Here is a 25,057-nt window from a genome sequence, read left to right on the forward strand (position 1 = left end):
AACAATAACTATGCACTTCTGGCGCACGAGAGGCACCTTAACCGCCAGCCGGGGGGGAGTCAATACAGGTCAAAGCCAGGAATAACGGGCCTTTTTTCACGTTTGGCCCGTTTTATGTTCATATTGAGCAGGTTAAGTCCGCGGAATTAAACCTGTTAGCGGATGAGTTGTTCCACTTTCGGGAGAATTTGTGCGCCCGATCGCGCGGTGTGATCATAATTGTAAATATCTGTACGATATTGCGGACGTCCGTCTTCACCAATAAACGCGGTCAGATAATAGAGGTTCACCGGAATGGTCTGCGGAATATTTACGTAACGCGTATTCCCCTCTTTCAGCGTCTGCGAAATACGCGAATCATTCCAGCCCGCATCCTGCAGCAGCATATTGGCAAGCTCTGAGGCTTTATTCACGCGCACGCAGCCGGAGCTGAGCGCCCGCGCGTCGCGCTGGAACAGATTATGGTTCGGCGTGTCGTGCAGATAAATAGCATCTGAGCTTGGCATGTTGAACTTATAACGCCCCAGCGAGTTATGCGCGCCCGGCGCCTGCTGGAACCGGAACGGCAGGTTCGACGGCGTAATCGTCGCCCAGTCCACCATCCACGGATCCACGACCTCAGCGTTGCTGCTCCAGCCGTTCAGCACCGTATAGCCGTGGCTTTCAAGATAACCCGGATCGTTCCAGACTTTCGGCAGAATGTCTTTGCGCGCAAGCGTTGGCGGCACGTTCCACGGCGGATTCACCACTACGTTATTCAGCGCGCTGCTCATCAGCGGCGTTTTACGATCCGGACGGCCGACAATCACCCGCGACGCCAGCACCTGATTGCCGTTCTGGTAATAGACCAGCGAATATTCCGGAATATTGACCATAATGCCGGTATCGAGTTTGCCCGGCAGCAGGCGCAAGCGCTGAATATTGAGCGCCAGCAGCGCAGCGCGCTCGGCTGGCGTCACGTTTAACCAGTCGCGGGTCGACTGGCCAATCACGCCATCCGCGCCAAGCCCTTGCCATTTCTGGAAACGTTTCACCGCCGCGACCAGCTCTTTGTCGTACACCCCGCGGGTCGGTTTTTTCGCGCTGGTCTGGCTGGCCGTTTGCGGCGCGGCGGACGGGCTGACGACGCCGTTATTATCGCCCGGCAGGACAATATCCGGGCCGCCATCCAGCATGCCCGTACGCTGTAAAATTTCTTTCAGGGCCGGGATGTCGTTGCTCCACTGGCCAGGGCGTAGTTTTTCTTTGCCGGTCATCTGCGGCCACGGGCGCGTGTCCGCGACCAGTTGCAGCAGCGAGGCGTGCATTGCGGCGTATTGCGGGTGCGCCGGCGCCAGCGAGCGGACAAATGCCGGAACCGAGCCATTATCCAGCGCGACCTGCCACTGGTTAAGCACCGTCAACGCGGGCAGCTCTGGTTTGTAGGGTTTAGCGCTGTAGAGCCAGCGATTGCCCTGGCTTGGAATGCCGGAGATAAAATGCAGATAGCCGACCATCGCGTCGCTCAGCACGATATCGCGGGCAAGGCCGGTGACCGCCGGGTTTGTCAGCTGTTCCACCCAGGCGGTGAACTGCGGCTGAAAACCGGCGAGCGCCACTTCCGCGAGCTGCTGCTGGAACGCCTGAACCGCGTCGCGGTTCTCCCACATTGGCTTCAGATCGCGGGCGGCATACAGGCCCACCAGCGCGTTCATATAGACTGGCGTAAAACCTGCAGGCAGCGCCGCCTGGAGCTGTGCGCGCGCGCTTGCAAGACGGCTCGCGGCGTCAGGCGCCGCGTTTGCCGCGAGGAATACCATGCCCGGCGACAGCGCGATCGGCTGCGCGCTCAGCGTGGTGATGCTGTCGGTAGCGATCAGTTCCGGTTCGTCGGCATACGCGTTAAACAGTGGAGCGATACTGAGAGCCAGACACAAACTCAACGCTGACCGTCGAAAACCATGCATATTGTTAAGCACCATCCCTTGCCCCCTGTTTTTCAGAATAGTTCGGCACTCAGGCTTATTTTGAGTATATAAAGAGAAAAAACCATTTGCCTGACCGAATGTAAAGAAGTTTAAAGATTTGCTGACCAAAAAGAAAGCGGGCCGAAGCCCGCTCTTTATGGTGATGTCATTACGAAACTTCTGCCGCGCCCGGCAACGCTTCCGTTGGCGGTGCGGCAAAACCGCGCAGCCCCACCACATGCACGTGTTCGTGATTCTGGAACACTTTACGCACCAGTTTATAGGTCGTGCCTTTTTCAGGGCTGATGTTCTCCGGCGCCGCGATAATCAGCTGCATCTGCAGGCGCTCGCACAGCTCGAACAGCGTGGCGATGGAACGGGCGTCAAGGCGCGCCGCTTCGTCGAGGAACAAGAGGCGACATGGCGAAATATCTTTGCCGCGCAGACGGCTCGACTCATCTTCCCAGCTCTGGACCACCATCACCAGAATCGACATCCCGGTGCCGATCGCCTCGCCGGTCGAGAGCGCGCCGCTCTCCGCCCGCAGCCAGCCGTCGGAGCCGCGGTTAACCTCGACTTCCATCTCCAGATAATTGCGGTAATCGAGCAGCTCTTCGCCGATGGTCTGGGCAGTGCGCTGGCCCATGTCTATCTGCGGATTCAGGCGCTGCCAGAGTTTCGCCAGCGCTTCGGAGAAGGTCAGGCGGTTACTGTTAAACAAGTCCTGGTGCTGTTCATGTTGTTCGGCGAGTACATCCAGCAGCGTCGCATGGCTTTCACGTACGTTGACGTTCAGGCGCACGCTGTTGACCTGCCCGAAAGAAACGCTCTGTAGCCCCTGGTTAAGCATACGGATACGGTTCTGTTCGCGCTGAATGGTTTTGCGAATAATATTCGCCACGCTGCGGGAGCTTATCGCCAGTTTCTGCTCGCGCGACGTAAGCTCTTCCGTCAGGCGGCCCAGCTCAATCTCCATCTGCTCAATCGCCTCGACCGGGTCATCGGTGCGGATGATATCCTGGCGGATACGCTCGCGCAGATGCTGGTAGACCGCGACGAAGAACTGAATTTTACGTTCCGGACGTTTAGGATCTTCAGACAGGCGCAGCACGTCGCGCAGATGTTCGTTATCCGCGACCGCGAGGCGCAGCGCGCCGAGCGCTTTATCCGACATCGACCGCAAATCGTCGCCGGAATGATACGCCAGTTCGCGACGGTGCAGGCGCCGTTCGACGCCGTTGTCTTTCACCATACGCATCACCGCGCACCAGCCCGCTTTCGCGCTCACCACCTGTTCGCGCATCTCGTGGTAGTTACGCTCAAGGCGTTTCAGGCTGCGGGTCAGGTTATCCATTTCCGCTTCGCACAGCGTCAGCTGTTTTTCCAGCTGGTTGCGGCGCGAGCGGTTGTTGCTAAGACGCGTATGCAGTTCATCGCGACGCTGGCGGGCGCGCTCTTCGGCGCTGGCATCGGCGCGTACGCCGATATCCTGAAGCTCGCGCTGTAAATCGCCCAGCATCTCTTTTTTGGTATCAAACGAGCTTTTCAGCGACGCCAGCACCTGATGATACTGGCTGAGCTTCGCCGCGTGAGTACGCAACGCTTCGCGGGCGCGGGTACGCTCGGCCTCCGCCTGCTCCAGACGCTGGCGCAGTTTTTCATTGAGATCGGTATTGCCGCTGAGCATCTGCGCTGAGTCGCTGTAGCTGAAGTGCGCGCGACGCTGCACTACTTCGCTCAGCGCGAAGGCTTGCTGACGGGCATCGCGCTGAGTCTGGCGCGCCTGCTCGTAATCCTGTTTCAGCTGATCAAACTGCTCCGGATCGCTTTGCAGGACAGAGGCTACCGGCTCAAGCTTCGCCAGCGCGCTGCCGTGCTGGGAGATAAAGCGCGCAGCGTCCTGGGCTTCCGCCAGACGCTCCTGAATTTCATCAACGCGGTCCGCCAGGCTGTCATCCGCCAGCAGGCTCAGGCGCGGCAGCAGGCGGTTAAGCTGGGCGACGCCCTCTTTTGCCTGTTCAAACTGCACGCGCTGTTGCTGGTTGTCGTTTTCGTGCTGGCTGATGGCACGCTCGATTTCGCTGCGGCGCGTGTTGAGCTTGCGGATTTCCGCTTCCGGATCCGCCTCAAACGCCACGGCCAGATGCTGGCCGACAAAGCGGCTAAACGCCTGATGCAAACGCTGGGTTTTCTGCACGTCGAAAGAGAGTGTCGCGTAACGTTCGGCGAGCGCTTCGCGTTCGGCATGCAGGTTCTCGATGCGGCTTTCTCGCGCGGCGCGGCCAAACAGCGGCAACGACGGGAAGCGGGAGTAGCGCCACTGGCGCTCGGCGACTTTCACCACTACCGCTTTTTCCAGCTCTTCAACGCTGAAAACGCTGTCATCGAAGGACTGCGGGTCACCTTCTATCAGGTAGAGATCTTCCGGGCACTCTTCAAGGCCGTCGAGGAGCTCGCGCACCCTTGAGAGATCCGGCACGACAATCGCGTGACGCGACGGGCCATACAGCGCCGAGAAGTAAGGCGCGTCTTCAAGGGAGACGTCGTCATAAATCTCAGACAGCAGCACGCCGCCAAAGCGTTCCGCCAGCGCGTTCAGACGCGCGTCTTCGGCCCCGCCCGGCTGGCTTAAGCGTTCAATCTCTTCATCAACCGCTCGCTTACGCGCGCCTACTTCGTCGCGCTCGACGATGGCTTCACGTTCGCGCTCCAGCAACTGCTGAAGGTATTCGGTGACCTGCTGGCCGGACTCAAACGTCTCGCCGCTCTGTTCGCTTATCTGGTTAAGGCTGTTTTGCGCCGCCAGCCAGACGGGCGCCTGGCTGGTGAGCGTCTTCACGCGGCTCTGGATCTGCTCCAGTTCCTGACGCAGCGTCATGCGCTGTTCGCCCGCCTGAGCAACGCTGTCGGAGAGCGCGGCGATGCGCGCTTCCAGCTCTTCATTGAGCGCTTCGAGATCTTCAGGATCGTAATCTTTGCCCTGACGCTTGCAGAACTCAGTCAGCAAACGCTCGGCGTCCTGCTGTTCGCGCAGGCGCTGCTCCAGTTCGGAAAGGCGCATGCGCAGCGGCTGTACCTGTTCGGCCAGATGACGCTGCTGACTGGCGTCGCGCAGCAGTTCACGCGCGACGCTCCACGCTTCAGCGCGGCTCACCGGGCCGTTAATGGATGTGACCAGTTGATAAGCCTGTTCGAACTGGCTGTGCGCGGTCTGCGCGACGCTCATTTTCTGCTCAAGCGACAGCAGGCGCTCGGTGGCCTCCTGCTCTTTCGCCTGGAACGTATCCAGCCATTCGTCAGCGCTTTCGGCAGTCAGATCCGGCAGATGGCACAGTTCACGGGCACGCTCCAGCGCGGTCAGCGCCTGTTGATACTGGATAGCGCGGGTCTGCTGGACGTCAAGCGCCTGCTGATAATCCGCAAGCTGGCTTTTGAGCTCGTCAACTTCCAGCTCGGCGGCTTCGGCGCGGGCCTCGTTCTCTTCTTGCTGCTCGGCCGCTTCAGCCACCACTTCGCTCTGTTCTTCCAGGCGAATTTGCAGCTCTTCAAGGTCGGCGTCGTAGCGCTCAATTTTCTCCTGCTGGCGCAGCGCAGTCTGCACCAGATTGAGGTGGTCGCTCGCGGCCTGATAATCGGTTTCGAGATCGCCTTCGGCACCGGCGTGCTCGGAGAGCTCGCGCGCCATATCGACATGTTTATATTGTTCGGCAGCGAGCTGCTTGCGGCTGGTGAACAGCTCGCGGCGCAGCTCCAGCGCCTGGTCAAGATGAATGCGGCGCTCATTGGCGTGTCGCATATAATCCGCCGCCACGTAGTTGGTGGCTTCGGAGATCAGGTGCTTGAACAGATCGCGGTCCGACTGGGTCACGCGAATCGCTTCCAGCGTCATGCGGTTTTCGCGCAGCGCCGCTTCCATATCCTGGAATGCCTTACGCACGCCGCCGTTTTCCGGCAGCAGGTAGTCGCGCAGCGAGCGGGTAATGGCGCTGGAGATACCGCCATAGAGCGACGCTTCAATCAGGCGGTAATATTTGCTGCGATCGGATGCTGAGCGCAGACGACGCGCCACCACGCCCAGATCGAACATCAACGAGTGGTAATCGGTAATGGAGTTAAACAGCTTAAGCTGCACCCCTTCCATCGCATCAATTTTGTCTTTCAGTTCGTTGAGGCTCAGCACGCGCGCCTGACGGTCGTTCAGGGTTTCCGTCAGGAGCTGCGTCGGCAGCATGGCGCTCGGCAGGCCCTGAATAGCGAACGGTTTGATGTCCACTTTACGATCGCGCCCGGCGACCTGCTGCAGACGCACACCCACCAGCACGCGCTGATGGCGCGAGTTAACGACGTCAAGCACCGAATAACAGACGCCCGCTTTGAGTTTGCCGTGCAGGCCTTTATCGCGCGAGCCGCTGGTCGCGCCCGCTTCGGTAGTATTACGGAAGTGCAGCAGCGTGAGGTCCGGGATCAATGCCGTGACAAACGCCGCCATCGTGGTCGATTTCCCGGCGCCGTTGCCGCCGGACAGCGTGGTGACCAGTTCATCGAGATCAAACGTCCGGGCAAAAAAGCCGTTCCAGTTGATAAGCGTTAGCGAGCGAAACTTACCGCGTTCAATCATTGTCATCCTCCGCGTTATCCTGCTGGGTATCGTCGTTCTCATCATTGAGCTGCAGGTGGTTTTCCACCGGCATCGCTTCGCCGTCGCGGATCATGCGCAGCTGCGCATCGCGCGGGTCGTCGCCGGCGCGCACGTCCGCACCGAAGCGGAATACCGACTCAGTGATGCGGAATTTGCTGCTGTCATGGCCCATAAACCAGACCATACCGAGACGACGCAGGCGGCTCAGGGAAGAGCGCACTTTCTCCTGCAGCTTCTGACGGTCGAGATCCGACCCGGTTGAGCGGTTATTCACCAGCTTCAGTAATCTGGTCTCATCCGCCAGCGCCAGCAGCTCATCATACAGCTCCTGCTGGGTGAAGATGCCTTCGTTCGCCAGCCGCTCGGGGCTCAGGTAGAGATAGCAGAGGATTTTGCCGACCATCATATCCAGCTCGGATAGCACCGAGCGCGGGATGAGCGTGGTGGAACGCGGACGGAGATAGAAAAATCCTTCCGGCGCGCGTATAAGCTCCACGTTATAGCGGCTGTAGAACTCTTCCAGCTCGCCCTGGAAGTCCATCAGAAAGGCGTGATTATCCAGTTCATCCAGGCCAATGTGACGCCCGGCGCGCAACTGGCTGTCGAGCGCCGGAAACAGCGGATTCGCGAGCGCCAGCGCCAGCTTCACTGGCATCACGTGTTCAATATTTGTCGATGACATTCGCCTGTACCTTGGCTCCATAATCATTAATCGGCTGCCATTTGGCCGGCAGCCCGGTAAAGTCCGCTTCAGCGACGCCCAGACGCACTGCCTGGTCTACCACAATGCGCGCCACGTCGAAATGACGGGCCCGCGGGAACTGAGTCAGGTATTCGCGCATCACGACGCTTAAGTCGAGCGGCTGCTGGCGTTCCCGGTAGACGTCAAGCTGGGCTTCAATCATCGCCGCCAGCTGTTCGCGGATCTCGTTAAACTCTTCAAATTCCAGATCCGGCGGGAGTTCGCCGGTGACTTCTTCATCGCGCAGCGTCATCTCTTCATCGCGCATATCGAGCAGACGATCGGCGCTGGCGTAGGTGAGCGCCCACGGCGCGTCGAAATAGTTCTGTACCGACTGGCGCAGGCGCTGGGCAAAGACGCGGTTTTTATCCATATCAATCGCGGTACGGATAAATTTATGGACGTGACGGTCATAGCCGATCCACAGGTCAATCGCCTGCTGGCCCCAGCTGATAATACGGTCGAGCTTGCTTTGCAGGTCATACGTCAGGCGGTCGATGAAATGCAGATCGTCACGGCCAAGCGTCGCTTCCTGAATTTGCAGCAGGTTGGCCTGCAGCTTATCGCCCGCCGCCTCCAGCGTATCCTGCAATTCACGCAGCGTGCCGGAGGTCTCCGACAGCAGCAGTTCGCAGCTGGAGATCGCCGCGCGCCAGTCTTTATTCAGCAACTGGGCAATATCGTCTTTTACCAGCTGTTGCTGTTCGTCCATGATGCGCTGAGTGAGATCGATGCTGTCGAAAATTTCTGCCACCGAATATTTGAGCGGCGCGTAAACGTTGCGGTGCCAGTGGAATTCATCGCCCCTTCCAGGGCAGCGTCCGCAGCGCGTTTGAGTTCACTGGCCACGATCGAGAGCTGCATGGACAGGCGTAGCGTGGAGAATTCACGCTGGCGGATATAGTAATCAGTGATGCCGATACCCAGCGGCGTCAGGCGATAAATGGCGTTGCCTTCCGCCTGTTCGCTGGTAAAGCGGTTAAGCAGACGCTGGCGCACCATGTCGTTAATGGCGTTGTTGGCGCGCTGGGCGACCGTCTCTGTGGATTGCTCAAACGCGTCGCTGACGTGGCGAAACGCGTCCACCAGCTCCCCTTCGCTCATTTCGCCGTCCAGCCTTTCACCGTTCAGCGTGGCGATAGCCAGCAAAAACGCCAGTCTGTCCACCGGAAGCTGGATCGAGAAATCGTTTTTCCTGGCCCAGGCAACCAGTTCAGGGACTGTCTGGGAAAAAGTACTCATAATTTATCCTTGGATCTCCGGCTTAAACGCAGTGACATGGATGTATCGGCCCAGGCTCACCCAGGGCTCCTGTCGGCAGTAACGCGTTTCAAGCTCAAGCAGCGTCTCGTATTCGTCGCGCTGCTGATGTTTTTCACGCAGATAGTCATGGAAAACCCGCACGCCGGTTTTGCTGTGGATCTGCCAGCCCATCTCTTCAAGCCAGCGGTAAACCTGCTGCGGCTCGCGCGGGTAATCCGGCGAAAGGGTGCGTTTTTTCTTTTTGGGCATGCCTTGTTGCACGTAGGCGAAGTTACCTGCCACCATGTTGTGCATCAGCAGGCCGTTGGCGTTGTAGAACATCAGCGAGAGCGCGCCGCCCGGCGCCAGGCATTGCCATAAATGGCGCAGCGCCGCCTGCGGATCGGCTACCCATTCCAGCACAGCGTGAAACAATATCAGATCAACCGGGCTTTCCAAATGCTGACCTGCGTCCTGCGCGGCGCATTGTACAAAATGCATGTTGCCGCTCACACCTTTCTCCTGGGCGGCCTGACGAGCGCGGGCTATCATTTCCGCCGAGAGATCGCACAGCAACACCTGATGGCCACGCTCAGCGAGGCGACAGGCGGTTTGCCCCTCGCCGCCGCCGGCGTCAAGCACGCGCAGTGGACGGTCGGGCAAGGCGCTTAACAACGCGTCGAGATCCTGCCAGAGGATAGCCTGACGCAACTGGCCTTTTGTTGTACCGTAAATGTTGCGCGCAAACTTTTCGGCGATGTCATCAAAATTGCGATCCCGCATGGGCACACTCTCCAGGTGATAAGCGCATCCGGCAAAACCGCTATTTTGTCACAGCCGGAGGGAGAATGAACCCATCTGGCGTAAGATAGGCAGCCTTTACCTGCCGTATGGTTAAAAAAGGACCCATAACCGATGCTTTTTATTCTGAAAAAAATCACCGGCGCGCTGCTGCTGCCGCTGCCGTTTCTGCTGCTGATGATGGGCATCGCGCTGGCGCTGCTGTGGTTCACGCGATTTAAGAAAAGCGGGAAAGTGTTAATGACGGCAAGCTGGCTGGTTTTGCTGCTATTGAGCCTGCAACCGGTCGCCGACGGCCTGCTAAGACCCGTGGAAGATGACTACCCCACCTGGCGCGGCGAAAAGGCGAATTATATTGTGGTGCTGGGCGGCGGCTACACCTGGAACGACAAATGGGCGCCCAGCTCGAATCTTATCAATAACAGCCTGCCACGGGTGACCGAAGGGGTGCGGCTGTGGCTGGCCAATCCCGGCGCGAAGATGGTCTTTACCGGCGCGCGAGCCACTACTAATCCGGTGAGCACGGCGGAAGCGGGCGCCCGCGTGGCGGAAAGCTTAGGCGTTCCGCGTAGCGACATCATTACGCTTGATACGCCCAGAGATACGGAAGAAGAAGCGGCGGCTGTCGCGAAAGCGCTGGGCAAGGAGCCGTTTTTGCTGGTTACCTCGGCATCGCATCTGCCGCGCGCGGTAATTTTCTTCAGGCGACAGGGGTTAAATCCGATCCCCGCGCCCGCCAACCAGATGGCGATAACGTCGCCGCTTAATCCGTGGGAGCGTATTTATCCGTCCTCGCTGTGGCTGATGCATAGCGAACGCGCCGGGTATGAGATCCTCGGGCGCGTCTGGCAGTGGATGAAAGGCATGGGTTCAGGCGACCCAGGGCAGAAGTGATTCCGATGCGGTGTTAAACGCCGCGCGGTTCATTTTGCCGGTTTGTAACAGTTGCGCCACTTCATCCCACAACACGTAGAGCCAGCGGCGCCAGAGGAAGGACTCCGCGACCGGCGCGCGCTGGAGATAACGCCAGAAGAGGCTTTCGGCAAGCGGTGTGTCGAAAAGGCGGAACAGCTCATACTCGCGCGGCGCCCAGAGCACGATGCCCGGGTTGACCATCGCCAGCAGTTGATCGCTGCGCGCGTCTTTCAACATGCTGCGCAGATTGAAATTCCCGTGGATCAGCACGCAGTTATCGTTAAACCCGGCGAACATCCCCTCAAGGCATTCGCGCGTACGAAACAGCATGCGTTTATCCTGCATTGTCAGGCCGGTATTCTGATACTGATTGAGCGTGCTCCAGAGCACCTCGACCCGCTGGCGATACCAGAACGGCCAGAGATTTTCCTGGGTGCTGTCGACGCTCCCCACGCAGCCGTGGCTGTCGACGCGGTGCCAGCTTAACAGCGCTTCGATTATCTGATCCTGCAACTGCTCCCAGCGCTGCGGCGTGCGCGCCGGCGCTTCCACCGGCACCCCGCGCAGACGCTCCATCAGCAGTACATCCGGCCCCGGATGTTCTTCGTGGGTCATCACGCCGTACACTACCGGCAGACGCACCGTGCCGTAACGCGCCAGTATCGACATTTTCCCGGCCTGCTGTTGCGCAAGCCCGGGCGAGGTAAAGCTTCGCGCCAGCAGCGGCAGCGGATTGCCTTTGCTGTCATACAGCGACCAGAGCGCCGTATCCGGTTTTTCGCTGATGCATTCAAGCCGACTGAGTTTTTCACCTAACAGATGACTGAGTTCCGCACGCAGTTGATCCATTTGCCGTTACCCTTATAAAAGCTGTTGTTTTTATAATGGGCGTCCTGAAGACAGATGTCATCTGCTGAGATCAATTCCTCGCCAGTTTGACGCTAACGGTAAAGCGGAAGGTTGCCCGTTAACCGGGCGATGTGCTTTTTCGGCCCGACCAGCCCGAGCGCCGCCAGTTCGGTCTGCTCGCTGGTGGTTCCGGCGATTCGCCGCTCATACTCCTCCCAGGTTTTACACGATTGCGCCAGGGCGCTGAAGGGCAGCACCAGAATCTGCGGATCGTTTCGCGCGGCGTTAAAGAGGCTCAGCAATGTGTTGCCCTCGCCGAGCAATACCGGCAGCGGCGCGCGGATCACCCCCGGGTAGACGACGCCATCGGCGCTTAGCATATCCGGCCCGACCAGTGCCTCCACCCTGCGCCCGAGGCAGACGCCGAGCACGCTGGCGGCATTCATGGCAAGGCCCGGCGTCAGCGCGCGGTCGACGACGATAGTGCATTTATGCAGGCTGGTATCGAATTGCATATTTTTCTCCCTGTCAGTTGTTATGGACAGTCTGCCCGATAATGCCGGATAAAAATGTTCTTTTATGCACCAAAATGCGCGGTTAAAGGGTAAAATCACCCTTTAAATTCGGTAATAAGGAAAATTATGTCTGACGATACGCTGGCACCTGCTGACATCACCCTGCTGACGCTGCTGCAACAGGACGCGCGCATAACCAACCAGGCGCTGGCGGATGCCGTTAATCTTTCGCCTTCGCCCTGCTGGCGCAAGGTGAAGAAGCTGGAAGAAGATAAGGTTATCCTCGGTTATCACGCCGCGCTGGACCGTCGGAAAATCGGCCTTGGCGTGATGGTGTTTGTGCGCGTAAGCATTGACAGCCACAGCGAGACACAGGCACGACGCTTTGAACAGGAGGTCATGGAGCTTGAAAATGTTGTCGCCTGCTACAGCATCGGCGGTGATGCCGATTTCCTGTTACAGGTGGTGTCGCGCGACCTCGATGCCTATGCAGAATTCGCCATGTCGGTACTGCGCCGTCTGCCGGGCATTAAAGAGATGCAAAGTATGTTTGTGCTAAAGGAGATAAAACCGTTCCAGACGCTGCCGGTCAGCGCCGCAGGGCGGCAATAAAAAACCGGCCTTGGCCGGTTTTCGTTAACACATCTCGGCGCGCACGCGCTCAAGATCTTCAGGCGTATCGACGCCGGTTCCCGGCACGACTTCGGCGACGGCCACATGGATTTTCTCGCCATGCCACAGGACGCGCAACTGCTCCAGCATTTCAATCTGCTCAAGCGGGCTGGCAGGCCAGGTAACGTAACGGCGGATGAAACCCGCACGATAGCCGTAAATACCGATATGGCGAAGGAAGCTGTCGCCGATAGCGTCGCGCGACTGCGCGAAACGATCGCGATCCCACGGAATGGTGGCGCGAGAGAAGTAGAGCGCGTAGCCCTGCGCGTCCATCACCACTTTCACCGCGTTCGGGTTAAACGCTTCGTGCGCGTCATGAACCGGTACCGCCAGCGTCGCCATACCCGCCTGAGCGCCCGCCAGGTTTTCCGCCACCTGACGAATAATCGCCGGCGGGATCATCGGCTCGTCGCCCTGCACGTTCACAATAACCGTATCATCGGCGAAACCGCATTTCTCCACGACTTCCGCTAAACGCTCGGTGCCAGACTGGTGATCGGCGCGGGTCATACAGACTTCGCCGCCTGCCGCTTCAATCGCGCGGGCGACATCGGGGTGGTCGGTCGCGACAATGATTCGCTCAGCGCCCGATTCGCGCGCGCGTTCCAGCACGTGCACAATCATCGGTTTGCCGTTGATATCCACAAGCGGCTTGCCCGGCAGACGCGTCGATGCGTAACGGGCGGGAATAATGACCACAAAACTCATGGGTTGGTCTCTTCTGCGGCAAGCGAGCGGGCTTCATTTTCCAGCAGAACCGGAATGCCGTCGCGTAGCGGGAAAGCCAGACGGTCGGCTTTACAGATAAGCTCCTGCTTTTCCTGATTAAAGTAGAGCTTGCCGGTGCAAACCGGGCAGGCGATGATTTCGAGTAAACGATGATCCATGGTTCCTCCTGATGGACCGGTGGTATTAATCTTTTGAGGATATCACATGCGTCCGGGGCGCGGGGTCAATTTCCCAGCCCTCGCCCCACGCCTGCGCAAGCGGGCCGGGCAACTGGCGGAAAACCACCCGGTGGGCGCCCTGCCAGGCGGCGAAATCGCTGATAGCCTGGCGCAATCCAGCGATAACACCTGGCGTAAACTTCACGTCTTCTTCGCCATAAAGCGCAATCACCTCAAGCCACTGCTGCTGACGGTGCATTTTGGCGTCCATGCGCCCGACGAGCGCTCCCTTATGCAACAGAGGCAGAACGAAATAGCCATATTTACGTTTGGGCGCCGGGGTATAACATTCAAGACGGTAGGAAAAATTGAAGAACGCCTCAGCGCGTCGGCGGTCCCAGACGATCGGGTCGAATGGCGAGAGCACCGCGCTGTGAGTCGCGCTGAGTTTGCCCGCCACGGCCTGTTCCAGCAGCGGCACCAGTTCATGATGCAGCCACATCAGCCCGAGCGTCTCGACCTCCACCGGCACCACGAGTCCCTCCTCCTGCCATGCCTGTAGCAATGGCCCCGTCGCGACATGACGCAGCCGGTAGTAATCGGCAAGCCAGGCACTGCGGAAAATGCCGAGGCTGCGCGCGCTCCTGGCAAGCATCTGCGCCTCGGCCTGCGCTTTGTCGATCAGATGCAGGCTGTCGTCCCAGTCAGGCAGTACGCGGGTGGTGAGATCGTAGACGCGCTGGAAATTGCGTCGCTCCACCACCATCACCTGGCCCGCGGTAAAAAGCCCTTCCAGGTGTTTTTTATGCGGTTTCCATTCCCACCAGCCGCTGGAGCCTTTGCGCGGATGCCCGAAATCCGCCGAACGAACCGGGCCGTTGCGCTCGATAAACGCCATCAGTTCGCCTATCTCCTGCGCGTGCTCTTTCATCCAGCCGGCACGGTATTTCCAGCCCATGTTTTCAGGGTTGAGCATACGGTGACGGAAAAGCGGGAAATCGCTGCGCGGCAGGAAACAGGCTTCATGCGCCCAGTACTCCATGAGTTCGCCGCGCGCCAGGGCGTCATCAAGCCAGTGCCCCGGATAAGCGCCGAGACGGCTGAACAGCACCAGATACGGACTGCGCGCCACGATGTTAATCGTGTCGATTTGCAGTAGCGACATGCGGGCAACGGCAGCGAGGATATCGGCAGAGCGTGCGCGCCGCCTCGGCTTTTTCAAAAGCCCCTGCGCGGCAAGATGGAGATGGCGCGCCGCGCGTAAAGAAAGATGCACTCCAGACATATCAGCTCCCGTACGCGAACCTGACTGGCACACCTGCTTAACGCACCAGCGCGAGGATATCCTTCAATAATTGATCGGCCTGCGGCTGCGACAGCACCGCTTCCACCGGCAAATACCACCAGTCGTCATGGGCGAAAGCGCGGCATTTTACGGCGTCTTTTTCGGTCATGATGAGCGTCTGCCCGTCACTCAACAGCGCCAGGACGTCGGCTTCGCGCAGCGCCTGATGGTCGGCGAGGCTTACCGTTTTCACCGGCGTCAGGCCGCATTTCTCAAGCGTGGCGAAAAAGCGCGGCGGATGGCCGATTCCGGCCATCGCGACGACGTTGTTAAGGCTTTCAACCGGGCGCTTTTCACCACTACGCAGATTCACCGCCAGGCCTGGAGTAAGCTGCATTGCAATTTCGCCGCTCCGGGATTCGCCGCCGTTGGTAATAACGGCATCGACCTGTTTAAGGCGAGAGGCGCGTTCGCGCATCGGCCCGGCGGGGAGCCACCAGCCATTGCCGAAACGGCGTGCGCCATCGACAACGACAATTTCTTTGTCGCGCGCCAGCGCGTAATGCTGAAGGCCGTCATCGGTGATGATCATTTGCGGGCCCGCGCGTTCGAGGAGCGCCTGCACCGCTTCTGCGCGGTTTGCGGATACCGCCACAGGCGCGCCGGTACGCTGATAAATCAGCACCGGCTCGTCGCCAGCTTCCGCAGGCGTGGTGGCATCGTTAAGCACCAGCGGATAATGCGTCGCCTTACCGCCGTAGCCACGGGAGACAACGCCTGCACGCACGCCCCGCCGCTGTAGTTGCTCAACCAGCCAGACTACAACCGGCGTTTTGCCATTGCCGCCTGCGGTCAGGTTGCCCACCACCACTACCGGCACCGGCGCGCGCCAGGCTTTACGCAACCCTAAGCGATAACTCAGGCGGATAGCGCCGCTCACCAGGCCATAGAGCCAGGAGAGCGGCAGTAGCAAGACCCATAACGGCGAACGGCCGGACCAGATGCGCTCAATCATTGACCAAACTGCATTTTATGCAACTGCGCATAGACGCCGCGGTGCTCCAGCAATTCGGTATGGTTACCGCGCTCCACGATGCGCCCATCTTCGATTACCACGATTTCATCTGCCTGTTCTATGGTGGAGAGACGGTGCGCGATAACCAGTGACGTACGGTTCTTTTGCAGCTCGTCCAGCGCCGCCTGGATGGCGCGTTCTGATTCGGTATCCAGCGCGGAGGTGGCTTCATCAAGGATAAGGATCGGGCTGTCGCGCAGCAGAGCCCGGGCAATCGCGATACGCTGACGCTGGCCGCCTGAAAGCAGCACGCCGTTTTCGCCGATAACGGTATCAAGACCGTTATCCATCTTATTAATAAAGTCCATCGCATAGGCCATACGGGCAGCTTTTTCGATCTCTTCACGGCTGTACTCTTCGGTACGCGCGTAAGCAATATTATTGGCGATAGTGTCATTAAACAGATGGACATTCTGAGAGACCAGCGCGACCTGGTTACGCAGTGATGAGAGCGTATAGTCACGCAGGTCGTGGCCGTCCAGCAGGATCTCACCGCTGTCGATGTCATAAAAGCGCGTAATAAGGCTGGCGAGCGTCGATTTACCGGAGCCCGAACGCCCCACCAGCGCCACCGTTTTCCCTGCCGGGATCGAGAGACTGATATCACGCAGCGCCGGAATGTCACGGCCCGGATAGGTAAAGGTAACGTCACGGAACTCGAGATTGCCCTGAGCGCGTTCGATGACACGGGTGCCTTCGTCTTTTTCCTGCTCGCTGTCGAGGATGGCGAACAGTGTCTGGCAGGCTGCCATCCCACGCTGGAACTGCGCGTTGACGTTAGTCAGAGATTTCAGCGGACGCATCAGCGCAATCATTGAAGAGAAGACCACGGTGATGGTGCCCGCCGTTAAGGTTTCCATCACGCTCGGGAAGCTTGCGGCATACAGCACGAATGCCAGCGCCAGAGAAGCAATCAGCTGGATAATCGGGTCGGAAATCGACGAGGCGGACACCATTTTCATGCCCTGCAGGCGCATCTTATTGCTCACTTTCGCGAAGCGTTCGCCTTCAACCTGCTGGCCGCCGAAAATCAGGACTTCTTTATGGCCTTTCAGCATCTGCTCGGCGCTGGTCGTCACCTGCCCCATGGTGTTCTGCATGTTTTTGCTGATGCTGCGAAAACGCTTCGACACAACGCGGATAGCGATGGACACAATCGGCGCCAGCACAATCAAAATCAGTGAAAGCTGCCAGCTGTAATAAAACATCATGATGAACAGGCCGATGATCGACGCCCCCTCACGCACTACGGTAATAAGCGCGCTGGAGGAAGACGAGGCCACCTGCTCTGAGTCGTAGGTAATGCGGGAGAGCAACGTGCCGGTAGACTGTTTATCGAAGAAAGATACGGGCATGCCCATCATGTGATTAAACAGGCGGCGGCGCATCGTCATTACGACTTTCCCGGAGACCCAGGAGATGCAGTAGCTGGAAATGTAACTGGTGATACCGCGCAGCACCATCAGGCCAATCACCACCAGCGGCATCCATAGCAGCACTGAGCGGTCTGTTTTACCAAAACCATCATCCAGTAATGGTTTAAGTAGCGATAACATATAGGTATCGCTGGCTGCGTTGAGTATTAACGCTACCCCAGCCACAATCAGACCCGCTTTGAAGGGTGCAATCACCGGCCAGAGTCGGCGGAAGGTCTGCCACGTGGAGAGATCTTTATCGTTATGCATTCAAAAAACCAGCTTTCGTTGAAATAGCCGCATATTCTACCTGTATTCAGCAGGTGAGCCAAACCACTGATGATACCAGCGGGGTAAAATCTGTTCTCTGAACCCTTCAATCTGCCATTGCCCTGGCGAAAAAGAGACAGAGATTTGCCCGGCGTGTGCCGTATCGCACCATTGATAGCGACGTGTTTTATAGCGTCGTATTATGGTCGTGGATGGCAGGCGCCAGGCGTTGTAGCGAGACACCGACGCCAGCGCCGCTTTGCCATTCACAACCGAAAGTAGCGTCGGCGTTGATGAAGTACGGCTGCCGTGGTGAGGCACCTGAATAATATCTGCCTGTAACTGCCGCCACTGCTTTTTGAGCATAGCCAACTCTGCCGGAGCTTCAATATCGCCAGTCAGCAAGACGCTGTGCTCGCCGTCATCGATTTTCACCACACATGAACGGTTATTACCCCGCGCCTGAAAACCCTCCGGTGGCCAGTGCACAGTGAAATCGAGGCCCTGCCAGCGCCAGCGCACGCCTTTCACGCAGGGAAAATGGTTGGCCCAACCGAGTGGGCTGCGGATCCACATCTGCGGCCATGCGCGCGCCAGGCTCTCCAACCCACCCCGGTGATCGAGGTGCTCATGGCTGATAACTATCCCTTCCGGCTCAAGATGATGCCAGCGAAGCCAGGGGATAATCGTTTGCTGAGCGCTGTCGCCGCCAGCCCAGGCATTTCCGCTGTCGTACAGTATCGCCTTGCCGTGGCGCTCAATCACCACGGAGAGACCGTGACCGATATCCAGCATATGTAACCGCCAGGTATCCTCTGCGGGTTTCTGCCAGAATGGCCATGACAGCAGCCCCAGCGTAATACCGCATGTTGCAGTCGAGGTACGCCACCAGCGCGTCCGCCAGAGAATAACCCCGGCCCAGGGCGCAAGCATCAGCCACTGATAGCGTTGATCAAGGCCAAGCCAGCCGGGAGGCAACTGCCGTAAGAACCAGAAAAGCGCGGCCAGCGCTCGGTCAGCTATCAGCCATATCCCCTGCTCCGCCCACGTTAGATGAGCCAGATCCAGCAGTATGCCAGCCAGCACCAGCGGCACGGCAATAAACGTGACCGCCGGCACCGCGACCAGATTCGCCAGCAGCGAGGACAGACTAATGCCATGGAACAACAAAAGCTGAAGCGGCAGCAGCAGCAGCAGCGTCATACCGCACTGCAGATGCAGCAGGCTTTTCAGATGACGCCATCTCCCGTCAGCGCGCAACGGCACCCACTGGTACCAGAAAATCAGCGCAGCCACAGCAAAGGCTGAAAGCCAGAGGCTTTCAGAGAGTATCGCCACGGGATCGCAGAAGAGAATGCTACCCACACAGCAGGCCCAAACTTGCCAGGGCGTCCATTGCCTGCCGCAAAATCGCAGCGCGCACCAGACGGAAATCGCGACCAGGGTTCTCACGGCGGGCGGATTACTGCCTGAGAGCCAGGTATAAAGTGCCGCTGTTGCCAGCATCGCCATTAAGGGAAACCGGTAGCCTATCCAGCGCGCAGGCAATAAGAGCTGTAACAAACGCGCCAACGCCCACCCCAGCGTGCCGACAAAACCGATATGCAGCCCGGAGATAGCCATCAAATGCGCAGTGCCGGTTTCACGCAGGAGCGTTTTGACGTCATCTGTCAGGGCCACCCGCTCACCGAACCCGAGCGCCAGAATGACAGGTCGCCAGGTAAACGGTGCCAGTTGCTGGCTGACCGACGCGATATAGCGCGAGCGAAAGCTGCACGCCTCACTCAGCCGCTGCGCTGCCACCACGCGCCCGTTAAGCGGCTGGTGTTGCGATAAGGCATAGCGCTGGCGGTCAAAACCGCCTTCGTTGAGTTGCCCATGCACTGGCCTCAAGCGCAGCGTCATTAACCAGCGCTGGCCTGCGCATACCTGCTGCGGAAGATAAGTGCCCCGCAATATTGCCCCAGGCGCTGAAAGCCACCGTTCGCCATTCAACCGGAGAATTTTCACTTTATGCTCTGTCGCGCCGTCGGTATCAGTCACCACCACCTCGGCCTGATGCGTCTTTCCGGCAAGCGATGTATATGGCAACGTGGCCTGCCGCGCGGCGAATAGCCCCCAGCAGAGAAAGAGCAACATCAGCGCCGGATAACGCACGGCCCGATAACGCAGAAAAACCATGACGGATGCCAGCAGCGTGAGCGCCGTTATCTGCGTGACGGGTGGCAGCGCGGGCAGGAAAAGCAGTGGCGACAGACCTGCCATGACGCACAGGCATAACGCGGGCAGCGGGATCACAAACACCTCCTTGTTGCGAAGGAGTGTGCAGCGGTCAAACGAGATTGTCAGACAGAGATTGCTGGTTTTACGAGGCGTACAGAAAGGAATTTATGACGTTACAACGGTTGCAGTAAAAGTGTCGAGGCAGCTCGCAGTACCCTGTGACAGGTACAAAAAACGGCGCCCTGAGGTGCCGTTCTCTGCAAGGTTAAGGGATGGACTTAACCGTAAATATTGGCGCGGTCGCGTAGTTCTTTACCCGGTTTAAAGTGCGGAACGTACTTACCTTCCAGCTCAACTTTATCACCTGTTTTCGGGTTACGCCCGGTGCGTGGTGCGCGATAGTGTAAGGAGAAACTGCCGAAACCCCGGATTTCAATACGCTCGCCCTGGGCAAGAGTAGAGGCCATATGTTCCAGCATCTCTTTAACCGCATCTTCCACCGCTTTCGCCGGGATATGGGAGTGCTGGCTTGCAAGTCTTTCTATTAATTCTGACTTGGTCATGTTTCCTCCGGTTTCCATTCAGGAAAATTGTCTTACAGCTACCATCGAACAAGGGCGGCCAAAGCCGCCCTTAGTGTCTGATTACAGGCCGGAACCTGTAATCTGTCAAGGCAATTACTCGCCTTTAGCTGCTTTGAACGCTTCAGCCATTGCGTTAGAGAAGTTGCCTTCTTCCTGTTTGTTGTTAACAGAAGCGATTGCATCTTTCTCGTCAGCTTCGTCTTTCGCACGAACAGACAGGCTTACTACGCGGTTCTTACGATCAACGCCGGTGAACTTAGCTTCAACGTCGTCGCCAACGCTCAGAACCAGAGTCGCGTCTTCTACGCGGTCACGGGAAGCTTCAGAAGCACGCAGGTAGCCTTCAACGCCGTCTGCTAATTCAACTGTAGCACCTTTAGCGTCAACTGCGGTTACTTTACCAGTAACGATTGCACCTTTCTTGTTCAGCGCAACGTAGTTGTTGAACGGATCTTCCGCGAGCTGTTTAACGCCCAGGGAGATACGCTCACGCTCTGCGTCAACCTGCAGTACAACGGCAGCGATTTCGTCGCCTTTTTTGTACTCGCGAACGGCTTCTTCGCCAGCCACGTTCCAGGAGATGTCAGACAGGTGAACCAGACCGTCGATGCCGCCGTCCAGGCCGATGAAGATACCGAAGTCAGTGATAGACTTGATTTTACCTTCAACGCGATCGCCTTTGTTGTGGGTCTCAGCGAACTGCTGCCACGGGTTGGCTTTGCACTGTTTCAGGCCCAGGGAGATACGACGACGTTCTTCGTCGATATCCAGAACCATCACTTCTACCACGTCACCGACGTTAACAACTTTGGACGGGTGGATGTTTTTGTTGGTCCAGTCCATTTCGGAAACGTGTACCAGGCCTTCAACGCCTTCTTCGATTTCAACGAAGCAGCCGTAGTCGGTCAGGTTGGTTACGCGACCAGTCAGGCGAGTGCCTTCCGGGTAACGTTTAGCGATAGCAACCCACGGATCTTCGCCCAGCTGTTTCAGGCCCAGGGAGACACGGGTACGCTCGCGGTCGAACTTCAGCACTTTAACAGTGATTTCGTCGCCCACGTTCACGATTTCGCTCGGATGCTTAACGCGTTTCCATGCCATATCAGTGATGTGCAGCAGGCCGTCTACGCCGCCCAGATCAACGAATGCACCGTAGTCAGTGAGGTTCTTAACGATACCTTTAACTTCCATGCCTTCCTGCAGGTTTTCCAGCAGCTGATCGCGCTCTGCGCTGTTTTCAGATTCGATAACGGCACGACGGGAAACGACAACGTTGTTACGCTTCTGGTCCAGCTTGATTACTTTGAATTCAAGCTCTTTGCCTTCGAGGTGCAGGGTGTCACGAACCGGACGCACGTCTACCAGGGAACCCGGCAGGAACGCACGAATACCGTTCAGCTCAACAGTGAAGCCGCCCTTGACTTTGCCATTGATAACACCAGTAACGGTTGCAGCTTCTTCGTAAGCTTTTTCCAGCATCAGCCACGCTTCGTGACGTTTAGCTTTCTCACGAGACAGCAGGGTTTCGCCGAAACCGTCTTCTACTGCATCCAGAGCAACGTCAACTTCGTCACCAACCTGGATTTCAATTTCGCCCTGGGCGTTTTTGAACTGCTCTGCCGGAATGGCGGACTCAGATTTCAGACCGGCGTCAACCAGTACTACGTCTTTGTCGATAGCAACAACAACGCCACGAACGATAGAACCCGGGCGGGTTTCGATTTCTTTCAGGGATTCTTCAAAGAGTTGAGCAAAAGATTCAGTCATGTTTAATCTTCAGGTTTTAAATTAACGTCCACCTGGCATCATGCTGGGTGGGGTTGTTTCACATACCCGCTGTCACTCCATTGCAACGGGGGTACTGCAAATTCGGTCGCGTTACTTCGCGAGCGCCAGTTTTTCACGGGCGTATTCGAGCGCCTTTTCGATGACCTGTTCGATGCTAAGGCTGGTGGAATCCAGCACCAGAGCGTCTTGCGCAGGCACCAACGGTGCTACGGGCCGGTTACGATCGCGGTCATCGCGCTCTTTTATCTCGGCCAAAAGGCGTTCAAAGTTAACACTAAAGCCCTTTTCCTGCAACTGTAGCATGCGGCGATGGGCACGCTCTTCCGAAGAGGCGTCGAGGAAAATTTTCACTGGCGCATCAGGGAAAACCACGGTTCCCATATCGCGCCCGTCGGCTATCAAGCCAGGGGCTTCACGGAACGCGCGCTGACGACGCAGCAGAGCCTCGCGCACGCGCGGAAACGCGGCGACCTGCGAAGCGGCGTTCGCCACTTCCTGCGTGCGGATCTCGGCGCTGACGTCCTCGCCTTCCAGAATCACTTCCAGTTCGCCCTGTTGCGCGACGAAACGCACGTCGAGATGCGCAGCCAGCGGAACCAGCGCTTCTTCAGAGGCGACGTCGACATGATGATGCAGCGCGGCCAGCGCAAGAACCCGGTAAATGGCGCCGGAATCCAGTAAATGCCATTGCAGGGTCTCAGCCATCGCTTTACACAGCGTGCCTTTGCCTGCGCCGCTTGGGCCATCGATTGTGATTACCGGGACGGATGCCGTCATCTTTTTCTCCTTCAATAACAAATGGCAGGCCTGCAACGTGAACGCGGCGCATTATACGCTTCATCAACGCAGACTGTTATCTTTCCGGCGAAATATCGCCGCCATTGTGGCTGAGTGTAGAAGAATTGGACGCAGATGCCCGAACCGCCGCGATGGCGGTCCGGGTAAGCAGGATTATTTCTTGTCTGCAGCGATACGATCGCGGATGTGCTGAGCGCGTTCCGCTGAAGGCGGGTGAGAGTCAAACATCGATTTCTCGGAACCCGCGTCCAGTTTCGCCAGCTTCTCGAAACTGGTGACCAGGCCTTTGGTACTGATCTTACGTTTTTTCAGCAGATCGTAAGAGAAGTCATCAGCATCCGACTCCTGGCTGCGGGAGAACGCGGAGTTAATCACGTTTTGCGCCATGTCGCCCAGCTCAGATTCAGAGAGTTGCGCGCCTGCAGCGCTGGTAGCGGATACCGCATCGCGTGCCGCCACGGTCGCATACGCGGTCTGCATAGCTTTGCGGGTATGGCCTAAGGCCACATGCCCCATTTCGTGGCCCAGAACCGCTTCCACTTCGTTGTCGGTCATCATATCCATCAGACCGCTATAAACGCGGATGCAGCCGTTCGCCATCGCCCAGGCGTTGACTTCAGGCGTTTCGTAAACTTTGTAGTTTACCGGCGTGCCATTGATATTGTTGCCAAGCGCTTTCGCGATTTTATTCAGGCGTTTCGCGTATTTGCTGGACGCCGGCACGACGGGATTTTTTTTATCCATTTCCGCGCATGCCTGATCGGACAGTGCTTTTACGTCTGCGTCGCTGAGCGTCGCAGCCTGATATGCGGACATGCCGGATTTTGCCAGCGCGTCGCCATTCAGCGCGCCCATATTTTTACAGCCAGACACCAGCGCTGCGGCAACCAGGCAGCTCAGAAGTACTTTTTTGTTTTTCATAATAAATCGTCCATGGATTCAACGTAAAAATGCAGCGGGTTAATTAACCCGGCGGCAGATTAACATTATTGAAACATGGACGCTTATCCGAATAATCACGGCTACACAGCGCCCCGTACTTATGATACGGGGCTACCGGTCAGATCAGGCGGAGTGGCTGATGCGCGCGAGCTGGGTGAAGTAATCAGGAAAGGTCTTCGCGGTGCATTTTGGATCGAGAATGGTCACCGGCGTGTCGGAGAGCGCCACCAGCGAGAAGCACATCGCCATGCGGTGATCGTTATAGGTACCGATATCAGCGAATTGCAGCTGCGCTGGCGGCGTAACGGTAATGAAGTCATGTCCCTCCTCCACCGTCGCGCCCACTTTACGCAGCTCCGTCGCCATCGCCGCCAGACGGTCTGTTTCCTTCACACGCCAGTTGTAGATGTTGCGAAGCGTGGTGGTGCCGTTAGCGAACAGCGCGGTCGTCGCGATGGTCATCGCCGCATCGGGGATATGGTTCATGTCCATATCAACAGCGTTAAGCTCACCGCGGGTGCAGCTAATGAAATCGTCGCCCCAGGTGATGCGTGCGCCCATTTTCTCCAGCACATCGGCAAAACGGATATCGCCCTGCACGCTGTTGCGCCCGATCCCGGTGACCTTCACAGTGCCGCCACGAATGGCCGCGGCGGCGAGGAAATAGGACGCGGACGAGGCGTCGCCTTCCACCAGATAGTGCCCCGGCGACTGGTACTGCTGGCCGCCCTGAATCACAAAACGCTGGTAATTCTGGTTCTCCACCTCAATCCCGAAGGTTTTCATCAGGTGCAACGTAATATCAATATAGGGTTTTGAAACCAGCTCACCTTTGATGTCGATAGCGGTATTGCTCGGCGCCAGCGGTGCTGTCATCAGAAGCGCGGTTAAAAACTGGCTGGAGACGCTGCCGTCAACGGTGACGTTACCGCCCGCAAAACCGCCTTTCAGGCGCAGCGGCGGATAGTTTTCCTGCTCCAGATATGTAATGTCTGCGCCGCCCTGACGCAGCGCGTCTACCAGATGGCCTATCGGGCGCTCTTTCATACGCGGCTCGCCGGTCAGCACAACATTATTGGTGCCGAGGCACAGCGCGGCGGCCAGTGGACGCATCGCTGTGCCCGCGTTGCCTAAAAATAGCTCCAGCTCCACGAGCGTGTTAAACGGCCCACCCTGCCCCTGAATTTCACAGCGGGTGCGATCGTCGGAGAGCGAATAATTCACACCCAGCGCTTTAAGCGCATTCAGCATGTGGCGCACGTCATCGCTGTCTAACAGGTTGGTCAGCGTGGTGGTGCCTTTCGCGAGCGCGGCCAGCAGCAGCGCGCGATTGGACACGCTTTTGGAGCCAGGAAGGTTAATGGTGCCATCCACGCGCGCGATGGGTTGTAAGGTCAGGGATTCCTGCATGGAAAAAGTCTCAATAAAACAGAATAAAAACCCCGCGGGCAGCCGCGGGGAGAATC

Annotated in this window: 19 protein-coding genes and 1 pseudogene; 2 read left to right on the top strand and 18 right to left on the bottom strand. The window is 57.9% G+C overall.

Annotation, left to right across the window (positions count from 1 at the left end):
- Positions 1-155: 155 nt before the first annotated feature.
- The 5 genes and pseudogenes from ldtD to cmoM all read right to left on the bottom strand — a co-directional run bounded on the left by ldtD (position 156) and on the right by cmoM (position 9,352).
- Positions 156-1,961, bottom strand: coding sequence for a L,D-transpeptidase (gene ldtD, locus BJP61_RS14310; RefSeq protein ID WP_171998590.1), 1,806 nt, complete (start codon positions 1,959-1,961; stop codon positions 156-158).
- Positions 1,962-2,115: 154 nt separating this feature from the next.
- On the bottom strand, positions 2,116-6,564 hold the full coding sequence (gene mukB, locus BJP61_RS14315; protein WP_171999343.1) for a chromosome partition protein MukB: 4,449 nt from the start codon (positions 6,562-6,564) through the stop codon (positions 2,116-2,118).
- Complete coding sequence (gene mukE, locus BJP61_RS14320) at positions 6,557-7,267, bottom strand: chromosome partition protein MukE (RefSeq protein WP_075193846.1); 711 nt, start codon at positions 7,265-7,267, stop codon at positions 6,557-6,559. Before mukE ends, mukB begins: the two co-directional genes overlap by 8 nt.
- Positions 7,248-8,569 (bottom strand): annotated as a pseudogene (mukF, locus tag BJP61_RS14325) (chromosome partition protein MukF). The gene mukE and the pseudogene mukF overlap by 20 nt, the downstream one beginning before the upstream one ends.
- 3 nt (positions 8,570-8,572) lie before the next feature.
- Complete coding sequence (cmoM, locus tag BJP61_RS14330) at positions 8,573-9,352, bottom strand: tRNA uridine 5-oxyacetic acid(34) methyltransferase CmoM (RefSeq protein WP_038863797.1); 780 nt, start codon at positions 9,350-9,352, stop codon at positions 8,573-8,575.
- 132 nt (positions 9,353-9,484) lie between these two features.
- On the opposite strand from cmoM, the gene elyC reads away from it, so the two are divergent.
- Entirely contained in the window at positions 9,485-10,264 is a 780-nt protein-coding gene (elyC, locus tag BJP61_RS14335) for an envelope biogenesis factor ElyC (RefSeq protein WP_038863798.1), read from the top strand.
- On the opposite strand, the gene BJP61_RS14340 is transcribed toward elyC, so the two are convergent.
- Both BJP61_RS14340 and BJP61_RS14345 read right to left on the bottom strand, forming a co-directional pair.
- Positions 10,241-11,134, bottom strand: a complete 894-nt coding sequence (locus BJP61_RS14340; protein WP_038863799.1) for a YcbJ family phosphotransferase — start codon at positions 11,132-11,134, stop codon at positions 10,241-10,243. The genes elyC and BJP61_RS14340 overlap by 24 nt on opposite strands.
- A gap of 92 nt (positions 11,135-11,226) precedes the next feature.
- On the bottom strand, positions 11,227-11,649 hold the full coding sequence (locus BJP61_RS14345) for a DUF2000 domain-containing protein (RefSeq protein ID WP_038863801.1): 423 nt from the start codon (positions 11,647-11,649) through the stop codon (positions 11,227-11,229).
- Positions 11,650-11,775: 126 nt separating this feature from the next.
- Between BJP61_RS14345 and BJP61_RS14350 the strand changes: the two genes are divergently transcribed.
- Positions 11,776-12,261 carry an Lrp/AsnC family transcriptional regulator gene (locus tag BJP61_RS14350; protein ID WP_038863803.1) on the top strand — a complete coding sequence of 162 codons (486 nt, stop codon included), beginning with the start codon at positions 11,776-11,778 and terminating at the stop codon, positions 12,259-12,261.
- 24 nt (positions 12,262-12,285) lie between these two features.
- On the opposite strand, the gene kdsB is transcribed toward BJP61_RS14350, so the two are convergent.
- The 11 genes from kdsB to aroA all read right to left on the bottom strand — a co-directional run bounded on the left by kdsB (position 12,286) and on the right by aroA (position 25,001).
- Positions 12,286-13,032 (bottom strand): 3-deoxy-manno-octulosonate cytidylyltransferase, encoded by a 747-nt coding sequence (gene kdsB, locus BJP61_RS14355; protein ID WP_075193842.1) that lies wholly within the window; start codon positions 13,030-13,032, stop codon positions 12,286-12,288.
- Positions 13,029-13,211, bottom strand: a complete 183-nt coding sequence (gene ycaR / locus BJP61_RS14360; RefSeq protein ID WP_038863806.1) for a protein YcaR — start codon at positions 13,209-13,211, stop codon at positions 13,029-13,031. The genes kdsB and ycaR overlap by 4 nt, the downstream gene beginning before the upstream one ends.
- Positions 13,212-13,236: 25 nt before the next feature.
- Positions 13,237-14,496: a winged helix-turn-helix domain-containing protein gene (locus BJP61_RS14365; protein ID WP_171998591.1), complete on the bottom strand. Its 1,260-nt coding sequence runs from the start codon at positions 14,494-14,496 to the stop codon at positions 13,237-13,239.
- Between the two features lie 37 nt (positions 14,497-14,533).
- The gene (lpxK, locus tag BJP61_RS14370; protein ID WP_171998592.1) at positions 14,534-15,511 is read right to left on the bottom strand and encodes a tetraacyldisaccharide 4'-kinase; all 978 of its coding nucleotides are present in this window, start codon (positions 15,509-15,511) and stop codon (positions 14,534-14,536) included.
- Entirely contained in the window at positions 15,508-17,256 is a 1,749-nt protein-coding gene (msbA, locus tag BJP61_RS14375) for a lipid A ABC transporter ATP-binding protein/permease MsbA (RefSeq protein ID WP_038863810.1), read from the bottom strand. Before msbA ends, lpxK begins: the two co-directional genes overlap by 4 nt.
- A gap of 36 nt (positions 17,257-17,292) precedes the next feature.
- Complete coding sequence (locus BJP61_RS14380) at positions 17,293-19,554, bottom strand: ComEC family protein (RefSeq protein ID WP_171998593.1); 2,262 nt, start codon at positions 19,552-19,554, stop codon at positions 17,293-17,295.
- A 203-nt stretch (positions 19,555-19,757) separates the two neighbouring features.
- Positions 19,758-20,042, bottom strand: coding sequence for an integration host factor subunit beta (gene ihfB / locus BJP61_RS14385; RefSeq protein WP_004387353.1), 285 nt, complete (start codon positions 20,040-20,042; stop codon positions 19,758-19,760).
- 114 nt (positions 20,043-20,156) lie between these two features.
- Positions 20,157-21,830 carry a 30S ribosomal protein S1 gene (gene rpsA, locus BJP61_RS14390; protein WP_004387354.1) on the bottom strand — a complete coding sequence of 558 codons (1,674 nt, stop codon included), beginning with the start codon at positions 21,828-21,830 and terminating at the stop codon, positions 20,157-20,159.
- Positions 21,831-21,941: 111 nt separating this feature from the next.
- Positions 21,942-22,628, bottom strand: a complete 687-nt coding sequence (gene cmk / locus BJP61_RS14395; RefSeq protein ID WP_038863812.1) for a (d)CMP kinase — start codon at positions 22,626-22,628, stop codon at positions 21,942-21,944.
- A 174-nt stretch (positions 22,629-22,802) separates the two neighbouring features.
- Positions 22,803-23,570 carry a M48 family metallopeptidase gene (locus BJP61_RS14400; RefSeq protein WP_075193840.1) on the bottom strand — a complete coding sequence of 256 codons (768 nt, stop codon included), beginning with the start codon at positions 23,568-23,570 and terminating at the stop codon, positions 22,803-22,805.
- A 144-nt stretch (positions 23,571-23,714) separates the two neighbouring features.
- On the bottom strand, positions 23,715-25,001 hold the full coding sequence (aroA, locus tag BJP61_RS14405) for a 3-phosphoshikimate 1-carboxyvinyltransferase (protein WP_038863816.1): 1,287 nt from the start codon (positions 24,999-25,001) through the stop codon (positions 23,715-23,717).
- Positions 25,002-25,057: the final 56 nt, after the last annotated feature.

This window comes from Cronobacter sp. JZ38, assembly GCF_008932145.1.
In the GTDB taxonomy this organism is placed as follows: Bacteria; Pseudomonadota; Gammaproteobacteria; order Enterobacterales; family Enterobacteriaceae; genus Cronobacter; species Cronobacter muytjensii.